Source organism: Streptomyces sp. NBC_00775, from assembly GCF_036347135.1.
GTDB classification, from domain to species: Bacteria; Actinomycetota; Actinomycetes; order Streptomycetales; family Streptomycetaceae; genus Streptomyces; species Streptomyces lutosisoli.
Genome location: NZ_CP108938.1, coordinates 9,032,459 through 9,051,170 on the forward strand (window position 1 = coordinate 9,032,459; position 18,712 = coordinate 9,051,170).

Here is an 18,712-nt window from a genome sequence, read left to right on the forward strand (position 1 = left end):
GGAAGGGCCGCCATGCGGCGTTCAGCTCTGGACCGGATTGACGACCCAGTCCGGGTGGTTCGGCATCGGCGGGGTGTTCGCCCCGTACAGCCAGGGGTGCAGGAAGCCGTCGAGGTCCTCGCCCGCGACCTTCGACGCCAGGTCGATGTAGTCCTGCGTACTCGCGGTCTTTCCGCGGTACTTGGTGACCCAGGCCCGCTCGATCTTCCCGAACGTCTCCTGGCCGACCTTCTCGCGCAGCGCGTACAGGACGAGCGCCGAACCGTCGTAGCGCATCCGCTTGAAGAGGTTCGGTTCGGTCGGCTCGGCCGGGGCGCCGTAGTCGTGGCGCCACTGGTCGTGGTTCGCGTACGCCGTCTTCATGGTGTCCTCGAAGACCGCGCCGCCGTGTGCCTCCGAGTACAGCCGCTCGTAGAAGCGGGCGTGGCCCTCGCTCAGCCACAGGTCGGACCAGGTCTTGATGCCGACGCTGTCGCCGGTCCACTGGTGGGTCAGTTCGTGCACCAGGTTCCGCTCGGCGCTGACCTGGTCGCCGAGCAGGTCGGCCTTCGGGATCAGGGAGAGCGTGTTCGTCTCCAGGGCCACGCCCAGGTCGGTGTCGCCGACGAGGAGGCCGTACCGGTTGAAGGGGTACGGGCCGAGCCGCTCCTCCAGCCAGGCGATGTGGTCGGCGGTGAGCTTGCGGTACTGCTCGGTCGGCGCGACCAGGTCGTCGGGGACCACGTCGCGGATCGGCAGCCCGTGCGGTCCCGTGCTGTCGACGAGGGTGAACTTGCCGATCGCCAGCTGGGCGAGCTGCGTGGCCAGCGGCTGCTCCGAGTCGTACGTCCACCGCACGCGTCCGTCGGCCTGTTCGGCGCGGTCGGTGAGCTTGCCGTTGGCGACGGCGGTGAGGCCCGGCGGGGTGGTGATGTGGAAGGTGATGGGCGCGCGCCGGCTCGGATGGTCGTTCGACGGGAAGATCATCTTGGCGCCGTTGGGCTGCGGATAGAGCACCGTGCCGTCCGGTGTCGGGATCCAGCCGTAGTCCTCGATGGCGTCGTCGCGGTGGCGGATCTGCGTCGGGTCGGCGGTATAGGTGACCTTGACGGTGAAGGCCTTGCCCTGGGCGAGGGGCTCGGCCGGGGTGATCACCAGCTCGTCGCCGTCGCGTACGGCGGTGGCCGCCTTCCCGTTGACGGTCACCGCGTGCAGGGTGTTGCCCGCGAAGTCCAGGTCGAAGCGGGACAAGGCCTGGGTGGCGGTCGCCTTGATCGTCGTGGCTGCCTCGAAGGGCGTCTTCGGTGCCTGCCAGTCGAAGTCGAGGAGGTAGCGGCTGACCTTGTATCCGCCGTTGCCGTCGAGCGGGAACATCGGGTCGCCGAGACCTGCCGCACCGGGGGACGGGGCGCTGGACGGCGAAGGGGCGGCTTGTGAGACCGGACCCGTTAAGGCCGCCGCCACGGTGATCGCCGCCGCCAGGGCCAGGCGAGCTCTGCGGCGAGGCGTCCGGAACGTGCTCATCAGGGACCTTTCGGTTGACTGACCACTGTCGTGTGATGAGACGCACAGACTTCTCACATCGTTGTGGAATCCGGCGGCATTCGAAGCTCGTCGAAGTGTTGGGCGTGACCAAGGTCTCTACCGCTGAAACCTGCTTCGGTGGCAAGGTGGTCGAGTCGGTGGGGAGCCGACGGGAGGCGGGGGACACCACCGCACCACTACGTCAGCGAGATGCCATGACCGCGAGCTCCGCCACCGCCGCCCGTCTCCGTGCCCGCACCGGAGGCCCCAGGGAAGACGGTCCCAAGATCCTCGAACACATCGCGGGCTGGACCTTCGTGGTGGTCCTCGCGATGCTCGTCACCCAGCTCGGCCTGCTGTGAGCTGAGCCCCTCGGGTTCATGGGCCGAGGTCTCGCGAGACGGCCCGCCGCGAGACCGTGCCCCCGGTCGATCAGAGTCGAACGAGCAGGTGGCATCGGTCTGCCATACTGCCAACGTCCCGCTGGCAGTTGGAGACCAGGGCTCAAATTGAATCATAGTCAACAGCACGGCGTCGACCGCCCCCGGGCGCGCGGCACCGATCGCTCACTGGCGCGCCGCGCCGAACTCATCGCCATCGGACGGAAGTTGTTCGCCGACACGTCGTACGACGCGCTGTCGATGGATGACATCGCACGGCAGGCGCATGTCGCCAAAGGGCTGATCTACTACTACTTCAAATCCAAGCGCGGCTACTACCTCGCCATCGTCGAGGACTCGGTCGCGGATCTGGTCTCCCGGGCGGCCGGTGGCCTCGAACTGCCTCCGGCGGAGCGGGTGCACCGCACCATCGACGGCTATCTGCGCTATGCCGAGCACAACCAGGCCGCGTACCGCACGATCATCACCGGCGGCGTCGGTTTCGACACCGAGGTGCAGGCCATACGCCAGGGCGTGCGCGAGGTCATCGTCCAGACCATCGCCGAAGGCGCGTACGGCAGGCGCAAGATCGAGCCGCTGCCCCGCATGGCGCTGCTCGGCTGGCTCTGCAGCGTCGAGGGCGCCACCCTGGACTGGATAGGCCACCAGGCGCTGCCGCGCGACACCATGCGCGAGTTGCTGGTGAAGATGCTGGGCGGCGCCCTGCGCGCCGTCGAGGAGCTCGACCCCTCCTATCAGGCCCCGCCGGCCGCACGCCGGGACACCTGAGCGAGGGGCGGGGACCGAATGCGGCCCCCGCCCCAAGTCCCGTACTGCCAGGGCTAGTTGATCGACTTGATCAGTTCGCCGTTCGAGGTGTCGCCGCTCAGCTCCCAGAAGAAGGTGCCACCCAGGCCCTGCACGTTCTTGTAGCTCATCTTGCCCGCGATGGTCGACGGAGTGTCGTAACTCCACCAGTTCGTCCCGCACTTGGCGTACGCGGTGCCGCCGACGGTGCCGGTCGCCGGGCACTTCGTCTTGAGCACCTTGTAGTCGTCGATGCCCTGCTCGTACGTTCCCGTCGCCGGGCCGGTCGCCGTGCCGCCCGGCGCCGCCTGGGTGACACCGGTCCAGCCGCGCCCGTAGAAGCCGATACCGAGCAGCAGCTTCGAGGCCGGGATGCCGAGGCCCTTGAGCTTGGCGATGGTCGCGGAGGTGTAGTAACCCGCCTTCGGGATACCGGTGTACGAGTTCAGCGGCGAGTGCGGGGCGGTCGGCCCGGTCGCGTCCCAGGCGCCGAAGAAGTCGTACGTCATCGGGTTGTACCAGTCGACGTACTGCGCCGCGCCCGCGTAGTCCGCCGCGTCGATCTTGCCGCCCGCGGTGGCGTCGGCCGTGATCGCCGCGGTGACCAGATTGCTGGAGCCGAACTTCGAACGCAGCGCCGACATCAGGTTCTTGAACGCCGCCTTGCCGCTGGTGTCACAGGTGTTGCCGCAGGCGTTGGGGTACTCCCAGTCGATGTCGATGCCGTCGAAGACGTCCGCCCACTTGGAGTTCTCCACCAGGTCGTAGCAGGACTGGGCGAACGCGGCCGGGTTCTTGGCGGCCTCGCCGAAACCGCTCGACCAGGTCCAACCGCCGAACGACCAGAGGACCTTGAGGTTCGGGTGCTTCTTCTTCAGCTTGCGCAGCTGGTTGAAGTTGCCGCGCAGGGGCTGGTCCCAGGTGTCGGCGACACCGTCGACGGACTGGTCGGCGGTGTAGGCCTTGTCGGTCGCCGCGTACGAGTCGCCCATGGCGCACTTGCCGCCGGTGACGTTGCCGAAGGCGTAGTTGATGTGGGTCAGCTTGGCGGCCGAACCGGAGGTCTCGACGTTCTTGACGTGGTAGTTCCGGTCGTAGACGCCCCATTCGGTGAAGTAGCCGACGACCTTGGACCCGGCCGCCTTCGGCGTCACGACGGCGGAGGACGCGGTGGCGGTGCCCGCGCCGGCGAGCAGTCCGGCGCCGAGGACGGCGCAACACGCGGCGGACACGAGCGCCCGGAACCGGGAGCGGGGACGGTGCGAAATGTGCATCGGGTGTCTCCTCGTGGGGGAGAGGGGAGCGTGCGCCGATTGGCATGAACGCGATGAAGTGATGGTCCGAAACAGTAGGAGGACTAGACCAGTGCGTCAATGGTTCGGACCAATCTCGGGCGAGGGAACTTTTCTTGGAGTGAGCGGTCGTTAACCGGTGACGGGATGCCTTCGAGCGGGCATACTCACAGCGCAGAGCCGCTGGTCAGCAGCTTCCGAGACCCGGGAGTGCGAGCATCGGCCGGCACTCGGTGAGACCGGCGGAGCCGCCCCACCCAAGGCGCTTTCGCCGAGGTGCCCGACAGGGAGGAGAGCGTCGCCATGCCCGACCGCGCCCCGCAGCCGGTGGACCGTCAACTGCCCACGGACGAGGCCCGGGATCTGATCTCGCTCGTCCGCGACATCGCGCAGCGCGAGATCGCCCCCAAGGCGGCCGAGGAGGAGGACGCCGGGCACTTCCCGCGTGACGTCTTCCGCCTGCTCTCCGAGTCGGGACTGCTCGGCCTGCCCTACGACTCCGCATACGGCGGGGGAGACCAGCCGTACGAGGTCTACCTCCAGGTGCTCGAAGAGCTGGCCGCGGCCCGCCTCACCGTCGCCCTCGGCGTGAGCGTGCACTCGCTTGCCTGCCACGCCCTCGCGAACTACGGCACCAAGGAGCAGAGGGCCGAACATCTGCCCGCGATGCTCGGTGGCGGCCTCCTCGGCGCGTACTGCCTCTCCGAGCCGTCCTCCGGTTCGGACGCCGCCTCGCTGCGGACCAAGGCCGCGAGAGACGGTGACCACTGGGTGATCACCGGCACCAAGGCCTGGATCACGCACGGCGGCATCGCGGACTTCTACACCGTGCTCGCGCGCAGTGGCGGGGAGGGGCCCCGTGGCATCACCGCCTACCTGGTGCCCGGTGACGCCCAGGGGCTGAGCGCCGCGCCGCCCGAGAAGAAGATGGGCATGAAGGGCTCGCCCACCGCCCAGGTCCACTTCGACGGGGTGCGGGTCCGCGACGACCGGCGTATCGGTGACGAGGGTCAGGGCTTCGCGATCGCCCTGTCCGCGCTCGACTCCGGGCGGCTCGGCATCGCGGCCTGTGCCGTAGGTGTCGCCCAGGCGGCCCTGGACGAGGCCGTGGCCTACGCGACCGGTCGGCAGCAGTTCGGGCGTCCGATCTCGGACTTCCAGGGGCTGCGCTTCATGCTCGCGGACATGGCGACACAGATCGAGGCGGGCCGGGCGCTCTACCTGGCCGCGGCCCGGCTGCGTGACGCGGGCCGGCCGTTCTCCAAGCAGGCGGCCATGGCCAAGCTGCTGTGCACGGACACCGCGATGAAGGTCACCACGGACGCCGTCCAGGTGCTCGGCGGGTACGGCTACACCGCAGACTTCCCGGTGGAGCGCTATATGCGCGAGGCCAAGGTCCTCCAGATCGTCGAGGGCACCAATCAGATCCAGCGGATGGTCATCGCCCGTCACCTCGCGGGGCCGGACTCGCGCTGACCTGCCCGTCCCCCTGTGGTTCCAGGCTCGCGCCGACCTGCCCGTCACCCCGTGGGTCCCGGCTCGCGCTGAACAGCTCCTCGTCCCGTGCGTCCCGGCTCGCGCTGAACAACTCCTCGTCCCGTGCGTCCAGACTCGCGCTGAACTGGGCGTATCCGTACATCGCCGACGGCGCCGCGAGCCGGACCCACTCCGGGTCGTGGCGCCCCGGCAGCGTGCGCCCGCGATCGGCCCAGGTGCGGATCAGGGCGCGGTAGATGGGGGGATCCTGGGCCGGCGGAGGCGTCTGCCGAACCGATTCTGCCGGAGCCGGGACGAGGATCCGGCGCCGACGCCCGGTCGCAGAATATGTGGGGGTCATACGAGGGGAACGCGCGGGCGGGCGGACAGGTCACCCGCCCGGGGAATCGAGCGTGAGTTCGCGAGGGGCCCGTACGAGGGGTTCCGTCCGTGACGCGAGATCTGGTCCCGGGCCAGTATCTGACGTACCGTCAACTGCGCCGCCGGGGGCCGCACCCCTCCGGGCGACGTCAACTGCCGTGCGCCCAGGGAGGCTTGCCGTGCCCGACGACCGCCCCGTAGCACTCGACGAGTACCCCGTGCACCAGGTGCCCCTGTCCATGAAGCATGTCGCGACCAGCGACCGGAACGCGTACGACCGCTGTATCTTCCACGTCCTCGACCACCAGGGGCGGGCGCTGCTGATCCTGGGCCTCGGCGTCTATCCGAACGTCGGTGTGATCGACGCCTACGCCACCCTGCGCCTAGGTGACCGCCTGCACGCGGTACGGGCGTCGGACGCGCTCGGCGACGACCGCATGAACCTCGCCGTGGGACCCCTGCGGATCACCGTCGAGGAGCCGCTGCGCCGGCTGCGCCTCCAGTCGGACGACGACTCCCTGTCGTACGACATCACCTGGACCGCCGACTTCCCGGCCCTCTGGGAACCGCACCACATCCAGCGCCGCGGCGGCCGGCTCACCCTGGAGGGGCGCCGCTTCGTGCAGGCGGGCGGTGTCCGGGGGATCATCCGCGTCGACGGCGAGGAGATACCCGTCTCGGCGGGCGAATGGACCGGCACCCGTGACCGCAGCTGGGGAGTGCGCCCGATCCCGGGGGAGGAAGGCGGCCGGCTCGCGGACGACAACCCGACCGAGGGGTTCCACTGGCTCTGGTGTCCGGTCCGGTTCGAGGACCGTTTCCTGATGGTCATCGCCCAGGAGGACGCCGACGGCCACCGCTCACTCAACGACGCGACGCTCGTACGTGAGGGGCGGCGCGACCTCCAACTCGGCTGGCCCCAGGCCGACATCAGCTATCGCTCCGGTACCCGCCACCCTCTCTCCGCCGTCGTCCACCTGACGGATCCGGTGGACCGCAAGCCCCTCGAACTGGGCGTGGAGGTGCTGACCTCGTCGCCGCTCGCCGTCGGGGCGGGCTATCCGCCCGCCGACGACTGGCAGCACGGCACCTGGCGCGGCCGTGACTGGACCGACCGGCGCGTCTACGACCTCGCCGACCCGGCCGCGCACCCCCTCGCCGCGTACGGGGTGATCGACCACTCCGCCCGCTTCACGCTGGACGGGCGGGTCGGCTACGGGATCTTCGAGCACGGCTCGTTCGGCCGCCACGATCCGAGCGGCTTCACCGGATTCGACTCGGTCGCGCCCTGATTGGAGTGGTGAGATGGCCACGGCACCGCGTCCCCGTACGACCACGCGCGACCCGGAGGAACTGGCACACCGGCTGACGGCCTGGCTCGCCACGCGCCTGCCCGGCGCCAGGACGGTGAACATGACCGTCCCCGAGTCCAACGGCATGTCCAGCGAGACCCTGCTCTTCGACATCGAACACCCTGAACCGCCCGTGCGCTCCTGCGCGTTGAGGCTGGCGGCGGACCCGGCGGCGTACACCGTCTTCCCCGTCTACGACATGCCACGGCAGTACCGCACGATGCGCCTGGTCGCGGAGCGCACCGATCTGCCGATGCCCCGGGTGCTGTGGCTGGAGGAGGACCCCGGGCCGCTCGGGGCGCCGTTCTTCGTCATGGAGCGGATCGAGGGGCGCGTGCCCCCGGACGTCATGCCCTATACGTACGAGGGGAATTGGCTGCACGCGGCGAGCGACGAGGAGCGTGAGCGTCTGGAGGCCGCCTCGACCGGGCTCCTCGCGCGGCTGCACGACCAAGTCCCGGTGAAGGAAGCCGACTTCCTGGCTCTGCCGGGTGACGGTAGTCCGTTGCGCCGTCATGTGAGGGCCCAACGCGCGTACTACGCATGGGTGATTGACGGACTGTCACGATCACCGCTGATCGAGAGCGCCTTCGACCGGCTCGACGAGTTGTGGCCGCGCGACGAGGGCGAGGCGGTGCTCAACTGGGGTGACGCGCGCATCGGGAACGTCATCTACGACGGCTTCGAACCCGCCGCCGTCCTCGACTGGGAGATGGCGGCCCTGGCCCCGCGCGAGGTCGACCTCGGCTGGACCGTCTATCTGCACCGCTTCTTCCAGGACCTCACCGTGAGCTTCGGACAGAGCGGGCTGCCCGACTTCCTGCGCCGTGACCGCGTGGAGCGACGCTATGCCGAACTCGCCGGCCACACACCGCGGGACATGGAGTTCTACACGCTGTACGCCGCTCTGCGACACGCGATCGTCATGCTCCGCGTCGCCTACCGCCAGGTGCACTTCGGTGAGGTCGCCGTACCCCCGGACCCGGACACACTGATCCTGCACCACGGCAGCCTGCGAGCCATGGTGCAGGGCAGCTACTGGCAAGGACCGGGCGTCGCCCGCTGAACGCGCTCGCCGAGTGCGAGGACGGTCAGGCGGCCTGGCGCCGCATCTCGGGAACCCGCATCGGGCGCGAGCCCGGACCACCCACGTGGGAGAACGGCTGCGTCCGCCAGTCGAGGCCCTGAGGGAGCGTCAACAGGAGGGCGGTGTCCTGCTCCTGGAGTTCGGCGGACTCGTCCGCGGGCCGTGCCTCGGCCGCCGCGCGGCCCGTACCGGAGCAGACCGTGAGCCCGAAGGGGTTCCACGGCGAGGCGCACAGCGCGTGCTCGGGCAGGACCTCCTCGTCCGCCAGGAGCGCGATGGACTGCGCGCAGTCCGGGCAGATCACCCGGTACATCTCGAAAGTGTCGTACGCGTCGAACTCCTCGCCGTCCAGGGCGTCCGGTTCGACGCCCTCCGGCTCGGGCTCGAGAACGGGCTGCTGCCGCTTGGACGCGGTACGACCTGGGCGCTTAAGACTCTGCATGGGTTTCTCCCCCTCGGGTGGGCCGACAAGGCACTGCGGCCTCGACCACAGCAAGCACTTCCCGTCCCGTCTCTGCGGTAATCACGAGAACATCACGGACCCGGTTGCGGCCATGTGGCGTTCGTCACATGCCGCCCGCAGGTGCCTGGCCCGGTGGATTTGTCCCCCGGGTGGCGTACAGCTGACTCTAAGCCACATTACAAACCGGGTATGACCTGCGCCGCTGAGTATCCGGGGGGATCAAGGGCCCTGTAGGTTCTTGCGTCATGGAGGAGCTGGACCGACAAATTGTGCAGCTGCTCGTCGCAGACGGGCGGATGAGTTACACCGACCTGGGCAAGGCCACGGGCCTGTCCACGTCTGCCGTGCATCAGCGGGTGCGCCGGCTGGAGCAGCGCGGCGTCATCCGCGGCTATGCCGCGGTCGTGGACCCTGAGAGCGTAGGGCTGCCCCTGACCGCTTTCATCTCGGTGAAGCCGTTCGACCCCAGCGCCCCGGACGACATCGCGGAACGCCTCGCCGGCGTCCCCGAGATCGAGGCCTGCCACAGCGTCGCGGGCGACGAGAACTACATCCTCAAGGTGCGGGTATCCACCCCGCATGAACTGGAGGAGCTCCTCGCGAGGCTGCGCACGCTCGCCGGCGTGTCGACACGGACGACGGTGGTGCTGTCGACGCCGTACGAGGCGCGACCGCCCCGCATCTGACAGGGTTTGCGGCTTTTCGCGGCCCCCGCGCGCGGGGCGGGCGCCCACAGGCGCGAGACTGTTCCCCATGAGTGAGAGCACCGCCTCGTCGGACACCGTGCTGTTGCGCGGTGGAGAAGTCCACAGCCCCGCCGACCCCTTCGCCACCGCGATGGTCGTCGAACACGGGCACGTCGCGTGGGTCGGCTCCGAAGGCGCGGCCGACGCCTTCGCGAACGGGGTCGACGAGGTCGTGGACCTCGAAGGCGCCCTGGTCACCCCGGCGTTCACCGACGCGCATGTGCACACCACCGCCACCGGGCTCGCGCTCACCGGCCTCGACCTGTCCGACGCCCCGTCCCTGGAGGCGGCGCTCGCTCTCGTACGGGACTTCGCGGCCGCCCGCCCCGCCGACCGGGTCCTGCTCGGCCACGGCTGGGACGCGGCCCGCTGGCCCGGCGGACGTCCTCCGGCGCGCGCCGAACTCGACGCCGCGACCGGCGGTCGCCCGCTCTACCTCTCCCGTATCGACGTGCATTCCGCCGTGGTCACCACCGCGCTCCTGGACCTGGTCCCGGGCGTCACGGCACGCGCCGGGTACTCGCCCGACGGCCCGCTGATCCGCGACGCCCACCACGCCGTCCGCGCCGCGGCCCTCGGCGCCATCACGGACGGGCAGCGCATCGAGGCCCAGCGCGCCGCGCTCGCCCACGCCGCCTCGCTCGGCATCGGCTCCGTACACGAGTGCGCGGGCCCGGAGATCTCCTCCGAGGACGACTTCACCGGGCTGCTGCGGCTCGCCGCCGAGGAGCCCGGCCCCCGGGTCGTCGGCTACTGGGCCGAGTGGGCCGAAGAGGGCGTGGCGAAGGCGCGGGCACTGGGCGCGACCGGCGCCGCGGGCGACCTCTTCATCGACGGCTCGCTCGGCTCGCACACCGCCTGCCTGCACCAGCCGTACGCCGACGCCGAGCACACCGGCACGGCCTACCTCGACACCGCCGCGGTCGCCGCGCATGTGGTGGCCTGCACCGAGGCGGGCCTCCAGGCGGGCTTCCACGCCATCGGGGACGCCGCGGTGACCTCCGTGGTCGAAGGGGTGCGCGCGGCGGCGGAGAAGGTCGGCCTGGCCCGCGTGCGCGCCGCCAGGCACCGCGTCGAGCACGCCGAGATGCTCACCCCGGAAACGATCGCCGGCTTCGCCGAACTCGGCCTCACCGCCTCCGTGCAGCCCACCTTCGACGCGCTGTGGGGCGGCGAGGACGGCATGTACGCCCAGCGCCTGGGCGCCGAACGGGCCCGGAGCCTCAACCCCTTCGCGGCCCTGCTGCGCACCGGCGTGCCGCTCGCCTTCGGCTCCGACAGCCCGGTCACGCCCCTCGACCCGTGGGGCACCGTCCGCGCCGCGGCCTTCCATCGCACGCCGGAGCACCGGGTGTCCGTACGCGCCGCGTTCACGGCGCATACGCGGGGCGGCTGGCGGGCGATCGGACGGGACGACGCGGGAGTCCTGGTGCCGGGCGCGCCCGCCGACTACGCCGTGTGGCGCACCGCCGAGCTCGTCGTGCAGGCCCCCGACGACCGGGTCGCGCGCTGGTCCACCGACCCCCGCTCCGGCACCCCCGGACTGCCTGATCTGACCCCCGGGAACGACCTGCCCGTCTGCCTGCGCACCGTGGTGGCCGGACGGACGGTATTCGTGCGGCCTAACGAGTGATGTCCCGGGGTGGCGCGCCCTTGATCATCGCCCGCCACTCCGTCTCGCGACCTGCGCATCCTCCGCGCTGACCAGGCGATTGAGGGAAAAACAGCAGGTCAAACGGCTGTTGACAGCTGGCCGCAGGTGGCCGGTAGGTTCGGCCGGGTCCACCACCGGACGTCCGACCGGGGAACTTCCGCGCGGCCTCGAAGCGCCGCTGGGTCAGGGGTGGTGTGCCGCACCGGCGCACCACCACTGGGAGCCAGGCCCAGCGCCCGTGCAACGAGGCGAGGGAACGTTCCGACAAGTCGGCAGGTGTGACCCGGGTGGGGCCCGGACGTTCAGTAGACAACGGCTTTCGGTCGACCCGCAGCCAGCGGGTCCCTGGTCGGCCCGAAGGGCGCCGGGCCCCGATCCGCAGCACACGAGTTTCCGCCCCAGGACGTCGACTCTTACCCGCCTCTTGTCGAATCGACACCCCCGTACTAACGCGGCGAGGCAACAGCGCAGGTTGAGCGCACTATGGTGGACCCCTGCGTACGGACACGAAGGGGCAGCAGTGAACGACGGCGACGGGACCCTCGCGGTAGGAGCCCAGGGGAGGCAGTTCGGCCCGCTCGGCGAGGCCTTGGTGATCATTCCGACCTACAACGAGGCGGAGAACATCAAGAAGATCGTCGGCCGGGTACGTGCCGCCGTGCCCGAGGCGCATGTCCTGGTGGCCGACGACAACAGCCCCGACGGCACGGGCAAGCTCGCCGACGAGCTGGCCGTCGAGGACGACCACGTCCAGGTGCTGCACCGCAAGGGCAAGGAAGGCCTCGGTGCCGCCTACCTCGCGGGCTTCCGCTGGGGCATGGAGCACGGCTACGGCGTACTCGTCGAAATGGACGCCGACGGCTCGCACCAGCCCGAGGAGCTGCCCCGTCTGCTGACCGCCCTCAAGGGCGCCGACCTCGTGCTCGGCTCGCGCTGGGTGCCGGGCGGGCGGGTCGTGAACTGGCCCAAGTCCCGCGAGTTCATCTCCCGAGGCGGCAGCCTGTACTCCCGTGTCCTGCTCGACGTGCCGATCCGCGACGTCACGGGCGGCTACCGCGCCTTCCGCCGCGAGACCCTCGAAGGCCTCGGCCTCGGCGAGGTCGCCTCGCAGGGGTACTGCTTCCAGGTCGACCTGGCCCGCCGCGCCGTCAAGGCGGGCTTCCACGTCGTCGAGGTGCCCATCACCTTCGTCGAACGGGAACTCGGCGACTCCAAGATGAGCCGCGACATCCTCGTGGAGGCCCTGTGGCGGGTCACCACGTGGGGCGTGGGCGAGCGGGTCGCGCGGATCAAGGGCCGCAAGTCCTCCTGAGCGGCGCCGGCCGGGCGCTCGGTACGCCGTCGCGGTGATACGCAAAGCCGCGGTGCCGACGCACAGCCCCGGTCACCGATCCACAGCCGCGGTTGATCATCCGCTTATCCCGTACTGAGCCGGGCCCAGGCACACTGGGAACATGACGACTGGCGCTCCGACTCCCACGTACCCCGCCCGCCCGCGGCGCTCGCGGCTGCGCACCTTCCTGCCGCTCGGCATCGCCGCGTGGCTGGTGCTGGAGATCTGGCTGCTGACGGTGGTCGCGGGCGCGTCGAGCGGCTTCACCGTCTTCCTGCTGCTGCTCGCCGGTTTCGTCCTCGGCGCCGTGGTCATCAAGCGGGCCGGACGCCGGGCCTTCAAGAACCTCAGCGAGACCCTTCAACAGCAGCAGAGCGGCGCCGCCCCGACGACCGGCGGCGGCAACGGCAATGGCAACGGGCTGATGATGCTCGGCGGCCTCCTCCTGATGATCCCCGGCCTGATCTCCGACGCCGTCGGCCTGCTCCTGCTCATCCCGCCCGTCCAGAAGGCCCTCAGCCGCTACGCGGAGCGCACCCTCGACCGCAAGATGCGCGCGGCCGCCCCCGGCACCCTCGGCGACGCCTTCCAGCAGGCCCGCATCCACCGCCCCGACGGGAAGGTGGTCCAGGGCGAGGTCATCAGGGACGAGGACGTGCGGGGCCCGGGCTCGGGACAGGACCCGCGCCCGCCGCTCAGTCGTTGACGGCTGGGGCTGGGGCTGGGGCTGGGGCTGGGGCTGGGGCTGAGAGCCGATGGCCGAGCGCTGATGGCCGAGCTTTGAGGCGCGGCCCGGCACCATCCAGCCCGTCCGGCGTTTGAGGACGAGCCGTCAAGGCGAAGGGGGGTCTGGGGGCGCAGCCCCCAGGGCCGGCCCGGCCGCCCGCACTGGGCCGCACTGACCCCCGGCGCCCCATCAGAACGCACGAAACCGCAGGCCCCGTACAGAAACGTACGGTGCCCACGGTCTCGGCGTGCGTGCTATGCCGCTCAACCCCCGGAGGGACTACGCGGACTTGCGGCTGTCCCGCGGATGTACCGCGATGTTCATCGCGCCGGAGCGCAGAACGGCCAGGCGCTCCTCAAGGACCTCTTCGAGCTCCTCGCGAGTGCGCCGCTCCATCAGCATGTCCCAGTGCGTACGCGCGGGCTTCGCCTTCTTTTCCTCAGGGCCGTCGCCGTCCACGAGAAGTGCCTGGGCCCCGCAGACCTTGCACTCCCACTCCGGCGGAATTTCGGCCTCCACCGAGAAGGGCATCTCAAAGCGATGTCCCTTCTCGCATGCGTACTCCACGGCCTGGCGCGGAGCCAGGTCGATCCCGCGGTCCGTCTCATAGCTGGTCACTACGAGGCGTGTGCCGCGAAGAGCTCGCTCACTCATGAATCGTGCCTCCCGGGCTTGTCGCCCACAGGACAGGTGTCGCTGTCGTCGTCATCCGGTCAACGTCCGGTCGGCGGTAAAGATTCCCGTTCCGGGTCATGCGTCGCCGTCGTAGCCGCCCCTTGTTGTACCCACCAGCGCCCGGTTTGTCACATCTGGCAGCAGATGTCACCCACCGTTTCGGCATCTTTGACGCGCAGTAACGGTACGCCTGGCAGGCCAAACGCGTACACTACCGGCCTTTGGCCCCGGGTGCTAAATCCTGTCCGGTACGGGATTGCCCGCGTCGCGCACCGCCTGCCGCACCGGGACCCGCGCGAGCAGCACGAATCCGATGACGAAGAAGGCCACGAGCGAGATGATCGCGTCCCGATAACTTCCCGTCAGCTGGTAGGTCAACCCGAACAGCAGCGGGCCCAGCCAGCTCATGCCGCGGTCGCTCATCTCGTACGCCGAGAAGTACTCGGCCTCCTTGCCGCTCGGCACGAGATGGGAGAACAGGGAGCGGGACAGCGCCTGGCTGCCGCCCAGGACGAGACCGATACCGGCGGCGAGGACGAAGAACCAGACGGGCGCGCCGGCCGGCAGGAAGTACCCGGCGCCGAGCGTCACGGTCCAGGCGACGAGCGAGCCGAGGATCGTACGTTTCGCGCCGTATGTGCGCGCCAGCCGCCCCATGCCCAGGGCGCCCCCGACCGCGAGCACCTGGACCAGCAGCACGGCCACGATCAGGGTCGACTGGCTCAGGCCCAGCTCCTCCGACCCATACACCGAGGCCTGCGAGATGACGGTCTGGATGCCGTCGTTGTAGATGAGATAGGCGAGCAGGAAGGCGAGTGTGAGGGGTTTGGCCCGCATGTCCCGCACGGTGGCCGCCAATTGCCGCCAGCCGTGCGCGGTGGCCGTCCCCGTGGAGTCCGTCGGGCGGTCGCGCAGGCGTTTGAGGGGTACGAGGGTGAAGGCGCCCCACCAGATGCCGGCCGAGGCCAGACAGATGCGGACGGCCGTCGACTCGGAGACACCGAAGGTGTCGTGGGCCGTGAACAGGATGAGGTTCGCGACCAGCACCAGTGAGCCCGCCGCATAACCGAAGGCCCAGCCCCGGGACGAGACGGCGTCACGCTCCTCGGGCGGGGCGATCTGCGGCAGGTAGGAGTTGTAGAGGACCATCGACACCGCCACCGAGGCGTTCGCGACGATCAGCAGCAGACCGCCGAGCAGATAGCGGTCGCCGTCCAGGAAGAACATGCCGGTGGTGGCCGCGGCGCCCAGATAGGCGGCGGCCGCGAGCAGCGGCTTCTTGCGGCCCGTGCGGTCGGCGGCCGCGCCCGCCATCGGCATCACGAAGATCGACAGGATGACGGAGGCGGAGACCGTGTACGCGAAGAAGGAACCGGCGCGGATCGGGATCCCCAGGGGGTGCACAAAACCGTCCGCGTCCGCCGCGTGCTTGGCGACCGACGTCAGATAGGGGCCCAGGAAGACGGTCAGCACGCTCGTCGAATAGACGGAGCACGCCCAGTCGTAGAAGTACCAGCCGCGTTGTTCGCGCCGCCGCTCGGCGACCGCTATCTGCTCGGCGGCCTGCTGTGCCCGCACGGTGTCAGTGCCCACCCGTGCCCCTCGCTTCCCCGTGAACGAACCGCGCGAGGGAGCTCAGACCCAGGTGTCCCGGTCCTCCAGGACCTTGCGCAGCGTGTCGATGTGATCGGTCATGATGCCATCGACTCCCAGGTCCAGGAGCCGGTGCATGCGTTCCGGTTCGTTCACTGTCCACACGTGTACCTGCAGCCCGCGCGCGTGGGCGGCCCGCACGAAGCGGCGGTCGACCACCGGCACGCCCGACTGGGACTCCGGCACCTGGGCGGCGACGGCCGACCGCCGCAGCGGGGCCGGTATGCCCCACGAGCGCAGCCGCAGGCCGAGTACACCGCGTGTGCCGTACGACGTCGCCAGGCGCGGCCCGGCCAGGCGCTGGGCGCGGGCGACGCGCGCCTCGGAGAAGGAGCCGACGCAGATGCGGTCCCAGGCGTCGGTGCGGTCGATCAGGTCGAGCAGCGGCAGGAGGGCGGGCTCGGCCTTGACGTCGATGTTCCAGCGCACCTCGGGGAAGACTTCGAGGAGCTCTTCGAAGAGAGGGACCGGTTCCTTGCCCCCCACGCGCGCGTGGCGCACGTCCTCCCAGGGGAGGTCGGCTATCCGGCCCGCCCCGTCCGTCACCCGGTCGAGCGTCGAGTCGTGGAAGGCGACGAGCCTGCCGTCCGCCGTCGCGTGCACGTCCGTCTCGATGTAGCGGTAGCCCGCCGCCACCGCGCGCCGGAACTGGGCCAGGGTGTTCTCCAGACCGTCCGCCGCCCCGCCCCGGTGCGCGAAGGCGATCGGGCCCGGATGGTCGAGGTAGGGATGGCGTATGCGCATGCTCACCGGGGCAGTATCGCGCCCTCCGGTTGACCGGCGGCAACGACGGTGCTGCCGCCCGGTGCCGTGCGAACGGCGAACACCCGCAGGAAGAGCTGGGCGAGGGGGCCGATCGCGACGGCGTACAGCACCGTGCCGATGCCGACCGTGCCGCCCAGCGCGAAGCCGGTCGCGACGACCGCCACCTCCAGGACGGTGCGCACCAGACGGATCGAGTGTCCCGTACGCCGGTGCAGACCCGTCATGAGGCCGTCGCGCGGACCGGGACCGAAGCGGGCCGAGATGTAGAGGCCGGTCGCCACGCCGTTCAGCACGATGCCCGCCACGAGCAGCGGAATCCGTACGGCCAAGGTGTGCGCTTCCGGCACCAGCGCGAGCGTGCCGTCCATGGCGATGCCGACCACGAAGACGTTGGAGACCGTGCCGAGGCCGGGGCGCTGGCGCAGCGGGATCCACAGGAGCAGCACCGCCGCGCCCACGATGATCGACACCACACCGATCGTCAGACCGGTCAGCTCGGCGAGGCCCTGGTGCAGCACGTTCCAGGGCTCCAGACCGAGGCCGGAATCCAGGAGCAGGGCCGAACTCGCGCCGTACAGGGCAAGGCCTGCGTACAGCTGGACGAGGCGGCGCGGGAGTCGTCGGGACTCCGAGTGGAGAGAGTCCGCGGAGCCCTCGGGGAGGGTGGAGTTTCCGGAGAGCGGTGAGTCCGCGGAGTGTTCGGAGCTCTCGGCGCATGTGGACAAGAGATGCCCCCCTGTGGTGGTAGTGGCCTGGCGCATGACATTCTGTGGCTTGGTTGGAGATCTCATCCAAGGCCAATTCGGGGAAGGTGGACTGGGAATCATGGCGCAGTGGACTTCGGCGGTAGGCGCCGCACAGCTCGCCCGGCTCCTCAACTCCCAGCAGGAGCGCCCCGCGGGGCCGGGCACGCGCCGTCCGCCCGCCTATCGCGCGCTCGCCGACGGCATCCGGCTGCTGGTGCTCGAAGGCCGGGTCCCGGTGGCCGCGCGGCTGCCCGCCGAGCGGGAGCTCGCGCTGTCCCTGTCCGTCAGCCGTACGACCGTCGCCGCCGCCTACGAGGCGCTGCGAGCCGAGGGGTTCCTGGAGTCCCGCCGCGGAGCGGGCAGCTGGACCGCGGTGCCGGCCGGGAACCCGTTGCCCGCGCGCGGCCTGGAACCCCTGCCGCCCGAGGCCCTCGGGTCCATGATCGACCTCGGCTGCGCGGCGCTGCCGGCGCCCGAGCCATGGCTCACCCGCAGCGTGCGGGGCGCGCTGGAGGAGCTGCCGCCGTACGCGCACACGCATGGCGACTATCCCGCCGGGCTGCCCGCGCTGCGCTCGATGCTCGCCGAGCGGTACACCGCGCGCGGAATTCCGACCATGCCCGAGCAGATCATGGTGACCACCGGGGCGATGGGCGCGATCGACGCGATCTGCCATCTCTTCGCCGGGCGCGGCGAGCGCATCGCCGTCGAGTCGCCTTCCTACGCCAATATCCTTCAACTGATGCGCGAGGCCGGGGCCCGGCTGGTGCCCGTCGCCATGGCCGAGGGGCTCGCCGGGTGGGACCTGGACCGCTGGCGCCAGGTCCTGCGCGACGCCGCGCCCCGTCTCGCCTACGTGGTCGCCGACTTCCACAACCCGACCGGCGCCCTCGCCGACGAACACCAGCGGCGCGGGCTCGTGGACGCGGCGCGTTCCGCGGGCACCGTGCTCGTCGTCGACGAGACGATGAGCGAACTGCATCTGGACGAGGACGTGGAGATGCCGCGCCCCGTGTGCAGCTTCGACCCCGCCGGGTCGACCGTCATCACCGTCGGATCCGCGAGCAAGGCCTTCTGGGCGGGCATGCGCATCGGCTGGGTGCGGGCCGCTCCGGATGTGATCCGCAGCCTGGTCTCGGCGCGCGCGTACGCCGATCTGGGTACGCCCGTGCTGGAGCAGCTGGCCGTGAACTGGCTGCTCAGCACCGGGGGCTGGGAACAGGCCGTCGACATCCGGCGGGGCCAGGCCCGCGAGAACCGCGACGCCCTCGTCGCCGCCGTGCGGCGGGAGCTGCCCGGGTGGGAGTTCTCGGTACCGAAGGGCGGGCTCACGCTGTGGGTGCGCACCGGCGGGCTGTCCGGGTCCCGTCTCGCCGAGGTGGGCGAGCGCGTGGGCGTGCGCGTGCCCTCTGGGCCGCGTTTCGGGGTGGACGGGGCCTTCGAGGGGTACGTACGGCTGCCGTTCACCGTGGGCGGTGCGGTGGCCGAGGAGGCGGCGGTGCGGTTGGCTGCGGCGGCGCGGTTGGTTGAGACGGGGGCGAGCGGGGGGAACGAGGCCCCGCGAACGTTCGTGGCGTAAGGGGCTTCGCCCCTTCGACCCCGTTCGGTTGTGTGTTGTCTGCGGGTGGGTGGGGGCTGGTGCAAAAGATTGCGCAGTTCCCCGCGCCCCTGA

General features: G+C 70.5%; 18 protein-coding genes. 10 read left to right on the forward strand and 8 right to left on the reverse strand.

The features are described from left to right. Positions 1-21 precede the first annotated feature (21 nt). Entirely contained in the window at positions 22-1,503 is a 1,482-nt protein-coding gene (locus OIC96_RS40160; RefSeq protein ID WP_330303117.1) for a M1 family metallopeptidase, read from the reverse strand. 104 nt (positions 1,504-1,607) lie between these two features. Between OIC96_RS40160 and OIC96_RS40165 the strand changes: the two genes are divergently transcribed. Then, the gene (locus OIC96_RS40165) at positions 1,608-1,865 is read left to right on the forward strand and encodes an SCO1431 family membrane protein (RefSeq protein WP_330303116.1); all 258 of its coding nucleotides are present in this window, start codon (positions 1,608-1,610) and stop codon (positions 1,863-1,865) included. 147 nt (positions 1,866-2,012) lie between these two features. After that, positions 2,013-2,672 carry a TetR/AcrR family transcriptional regulator gene (locus tag OIC96_RS40170; protein ID WP_330303115.1) on the forward strand — a complete coding sequence of 220 codons (660 nt, stop codon included), beginning with the start codon at positions 2,013-2,015 and terminating at the stop codon, positions 2,670-2,672. Between the two features lie 53 nt (positions 2,673-2,725). Here OIC96_RS40170 and OIC96_RS40175 read toward each other — a convergent pair whose 3' ends face one another. After that, complete coding sequence (locus tag OIC96_RS40175; RefSeq protein ID WP_330303114.1) at positions 2,726-3,964, reverse strand: glycoside hydrolase family 18 protein; 1,239 nt, start codon at positions 3,962-3,964, stop codon at positions 2,726-2,728. A gap of 321 nt (positions 3,965-4,285) precedes the next feature. Between OIC96_RS40175 and OIC96_RS40180 the strand changes: the two genes are divergently transcribed. Next, the gene (locus OIC96_RS40180; RefSeq protein WP_330303113.1) at positions 4,286-5,458 is read left to right on the forward strand and encodes an acyl-CoA dehydrogenase family protein; all 1,173 of its coding nucleotides are present in this window, start codon (positions 4,286-4,288) and stop codon (positions 5,456-5,458) included. Here OIC96_RS40180 and OIC96_RS49965 read toward each other — a convergent pair. Then, the gene (locus OIC96_RS49965) at positions 5,421-5,819 is read right to left on the reverse strand and encodes a hypothetical protein (protein WP_406501388.1); all 399 of its coding nucleotides are present in this window, start codon (positions 5,817-5,819) and stop codon (positions 5,421-5,423) included. The two genes, OIC96_RS40180 and OIC96_RS49965, sit on opposite strands and share 38 nt — an antisense overlap. 199 nt (positions 5,820-6,018) lie before the next feature. Here OIC96_RS49965 and OIC96_RS40190 point away from each other — a divergent pair, with 199 nt between their 5' ends. Beyond that, positions 6,019-7,131 (forward strand): hypothetical protein, encoded by a 1,113-nt coding sequence (locus OIC96_RS40190; protein WP_330303112.1) that lies wholly within the window; start codon positions 6,019-6,021, stop codon positions 7,129-7,131. 13 nt (positions 7,132-7,144) lie between these two features. Beyond that, complete coding sequence (locus OIC96_RS40195; protein WP_330303111.1) at positions 7,145-8,257, forward strand: phosphotransferase family protein; 1,113 nt, start codon at positions 7,145-7,147, stop codon at positions 8,255-8,257. A 25-nt stretch (positions 8,258-8,282) separates the two neighbouring features. Here OIC96_RS40195 and OIC96_RS40200 read toward each other — a convergent pair whose 3' ends face one another. Next, positions 8,283-8,720: a hypothetical protein gene (locus OIC96_RS40200; RefSeq protein ID WP_330303110.1), complete on the reverse strand. Its 438-nt coding sequence runs from the start codon at positions 8,718-8,720 to the stop codon at positions 8,283-8,285. Positions 8,721-8,986: 266 nt separating this feature from the next. Here OIC96_RS40200 and OIC96_RS40205 point away from each other — a divergent pair, with 266 nt between their 5' ends. The 4 genes from OIC96_RS40205 to fxsA all read left to right on the forward strand — a co-directional run bounded on the left by OIC96_RS40205 (position 8,987) and on the right by fxsA (position 13,180). Beyond that, positions 8,987-9,427 carry an Lrp/AsnC family transcriptional regulator gene (locus OIC96_RS40205; protein WP_327427179.1) on the forward strand — a complete coding sequence of 147 codons (441 nt, stop codon included), beginning with the start codon at positions 8,987-8,989 and terminating at the stop codon, positions 9,425-9,427. 67 nt (positions 9,428-9,494) lie between these two features. Continuing rightward, positions 9,495-11,120, forward strand: coding sequence for an amidohydrolase (locus OIC96_RS40210; RefSeq protein WP_330303109.1), 1,626 nt, complete (start codon positions 9,495-9,497; stop codon positions 11,118-11,120). 541 nt (positions 11,121-11,661) lie between these two features. Further along, complete coding sequence (locus OIC96_RS40215; protein WP_330303108.1) at positions 11,662-12,453, forward strand: polyprenol monophosphomannose synthase; 792 nt, start codon at positions 11,662-11,664, stop codon at positions 12,451-12,453. A 142-nt stretch (positions 12,454-12,595) separates the two neighbouring features. Further along, the gene (gene fxsA, locus OIC96_RS40220; protein ID WP_330303107.1) at positions 12,596-13,180 is read left to right on the forward strand and encodes an FxsA family membrane protein; all 585 of its coding nucleotides are present in this window, start codon (positions 12,596-12,598) and stop codon (positions 13,178-13,180) included. 300 nt (positions 13,181-13,480) lie between these two features. On the opposite strand, the gene OIC96_RS40225 is transcribed toward fxsA, so the two are convergent. From OIC96_RS40225 to yczE, 4 genes are all read right to left on the reverse strand, one after another. Continuing rightward, positions 13,481-13,855: an RNA polymerase-binding protein RbpA gene (locus tag OIC96_RS40225; protein ID WP_003977404.1), complete on the reverse strand. Its 375-nt coding sequence runs from the start codon at positions 13,853-13,855 to the stop codon at positions 13,481-13,483. Between the two features lie 255 nt (positions 13,856-14,110). Further along, positions 14,111-15,469 (reverse strand): MFS transporter, encoded by a 1,359-nt coding sequence (locus tag OIC96_RS40230; protein ID WP_330303106.1) that lies wholly within the window; start codon positions 15,467-15,469, stop codon positions 14,111-14,113. Between the two features lie 42 nt (positions 15,470-15,511). Then, complete coding sequence (locus OIC96_RS40235) at positions 15,512-16,279, reverse strand: glycerophosphodiester phosphodiesterase (protein ID WP_330303105.1); 768 nt, start codon at positions 16,277-16,279, stop codon at positions 15,512-15,514. After that, a complete protein-coding gene (gene yczE, locus OIC96_RS40240) occupies positions 16,276-17,019 on the reverse strand; it encodes a membrane protein YczE (protein ID WP_330303104.1) in 744 nt (247 codons plus the stop codon). Before yczE ends, OIC96_RS40235 begins: the two co-directional genes overlap by 4 nt. 100 nt (positions 17,020-17,119) lie before the next feature. On the opposite strand from yczE, the gene OIC96_RS40245 reads away from it, so the two are divergent. Beyond that, complete coding sequence (locus tag OIC96_RS40245) at positions 17,120-18,619, forward strand: SCO1417 family MocR-like transcription factor (protein ID WP_330303103.1); 1,500 nt, start codon at positions 17,120-17,122, stop codon at positions 18,617-18,619. Positions 18,620-18,712 lie beyond the last annotated feature (93 nt).

What these genes read in the sequence shown, in the direction of transcription:
- OIC96_RS40180 (WP_330303113.1), top strand. Translation starts at nt 4,286, where the DNA reads ATGCCCGACCGCGCCCCGCAGCCGGTGGACCGTCAACTGCCCACGGAC.
- fxsA (WP_330303107.1), top strand. Translation starts at nt 12,596, where the DNA reads ATGACGACTGGCGCTCCGACTCCCACGTACCCCGCCCGCCCGCGGCGC.
- OIC96_RS49965 (WP_406501388.1), bottom strand. Translation starts at nt 5,819, where the DNA reads ATGACCCCCACATATTCTGCGACCGGGCGTCGGCGCCGGATCCTCGTC.
- OIC96_RS40210 (WP_330303109.1), top strand. Translation starts at nt 9,495, where the DNA reads ATGAGTGAGAGCACCGCCTCGTCGGACACCGTGCTGTTGCGCGGTGGA.
- OIC96_RS40245 (WP_330303103.1), top strand. Translation starts at nt 17,120, where the DNA reads ATGGCGCAGTGGACTTCGGCGGTAGGCGCCGCACAGCTCGCCCGGCTC.
- OIC96_RS40175 (WP_330303114.1), bottom strand. Translation starts at nt 3,964, where the DNA reads ATGCACATTTCGCACCGTCCCCGCTCCCGGTTCCGGGCGCTCGTGTCC.
- OIC96_RS40160 (WP_330303117.1), bottom strand. Translation starts at nt 1,503, where the DNA reads ATGAGCACGTTCCGGACGCCTCGCCGCAGAGCTCGCCTGGCCCTGGCG.
- OIC96_RS40200 (WP_330303110.1), bottom strand. Translation starts at nt 8,720, where the DNA reads ATGCAGAGTCTTAAGCGCCCAGGTCGTACCGCGTCCAAGCGGCAGCAG.
- OIC96_RS40195 (WP_330303111.1), top strand. Translation starts at nt 7,145, where the DNA reads ATGGCCACGGCACCGCGTCCCCGTACGACCACGCGCGACCCGGAGGAA.
- OIC96_RS40205 (WP_327427179.1), top strand. Translation starts at nt 8,987, where the DNA reads ATGGAGGAGCTGGACCGACAAATTGTGCAGCTGCTCGTCGCAGACGGG.
- OIC96_RS40225 (WP_003977404.1), bottom strand. Translation starts at nt 13,855, where the DNA reads ATGAGTGAGCGAGCTCTTCGCGGCACACGCCTCGTAGTGACCAGCTAT.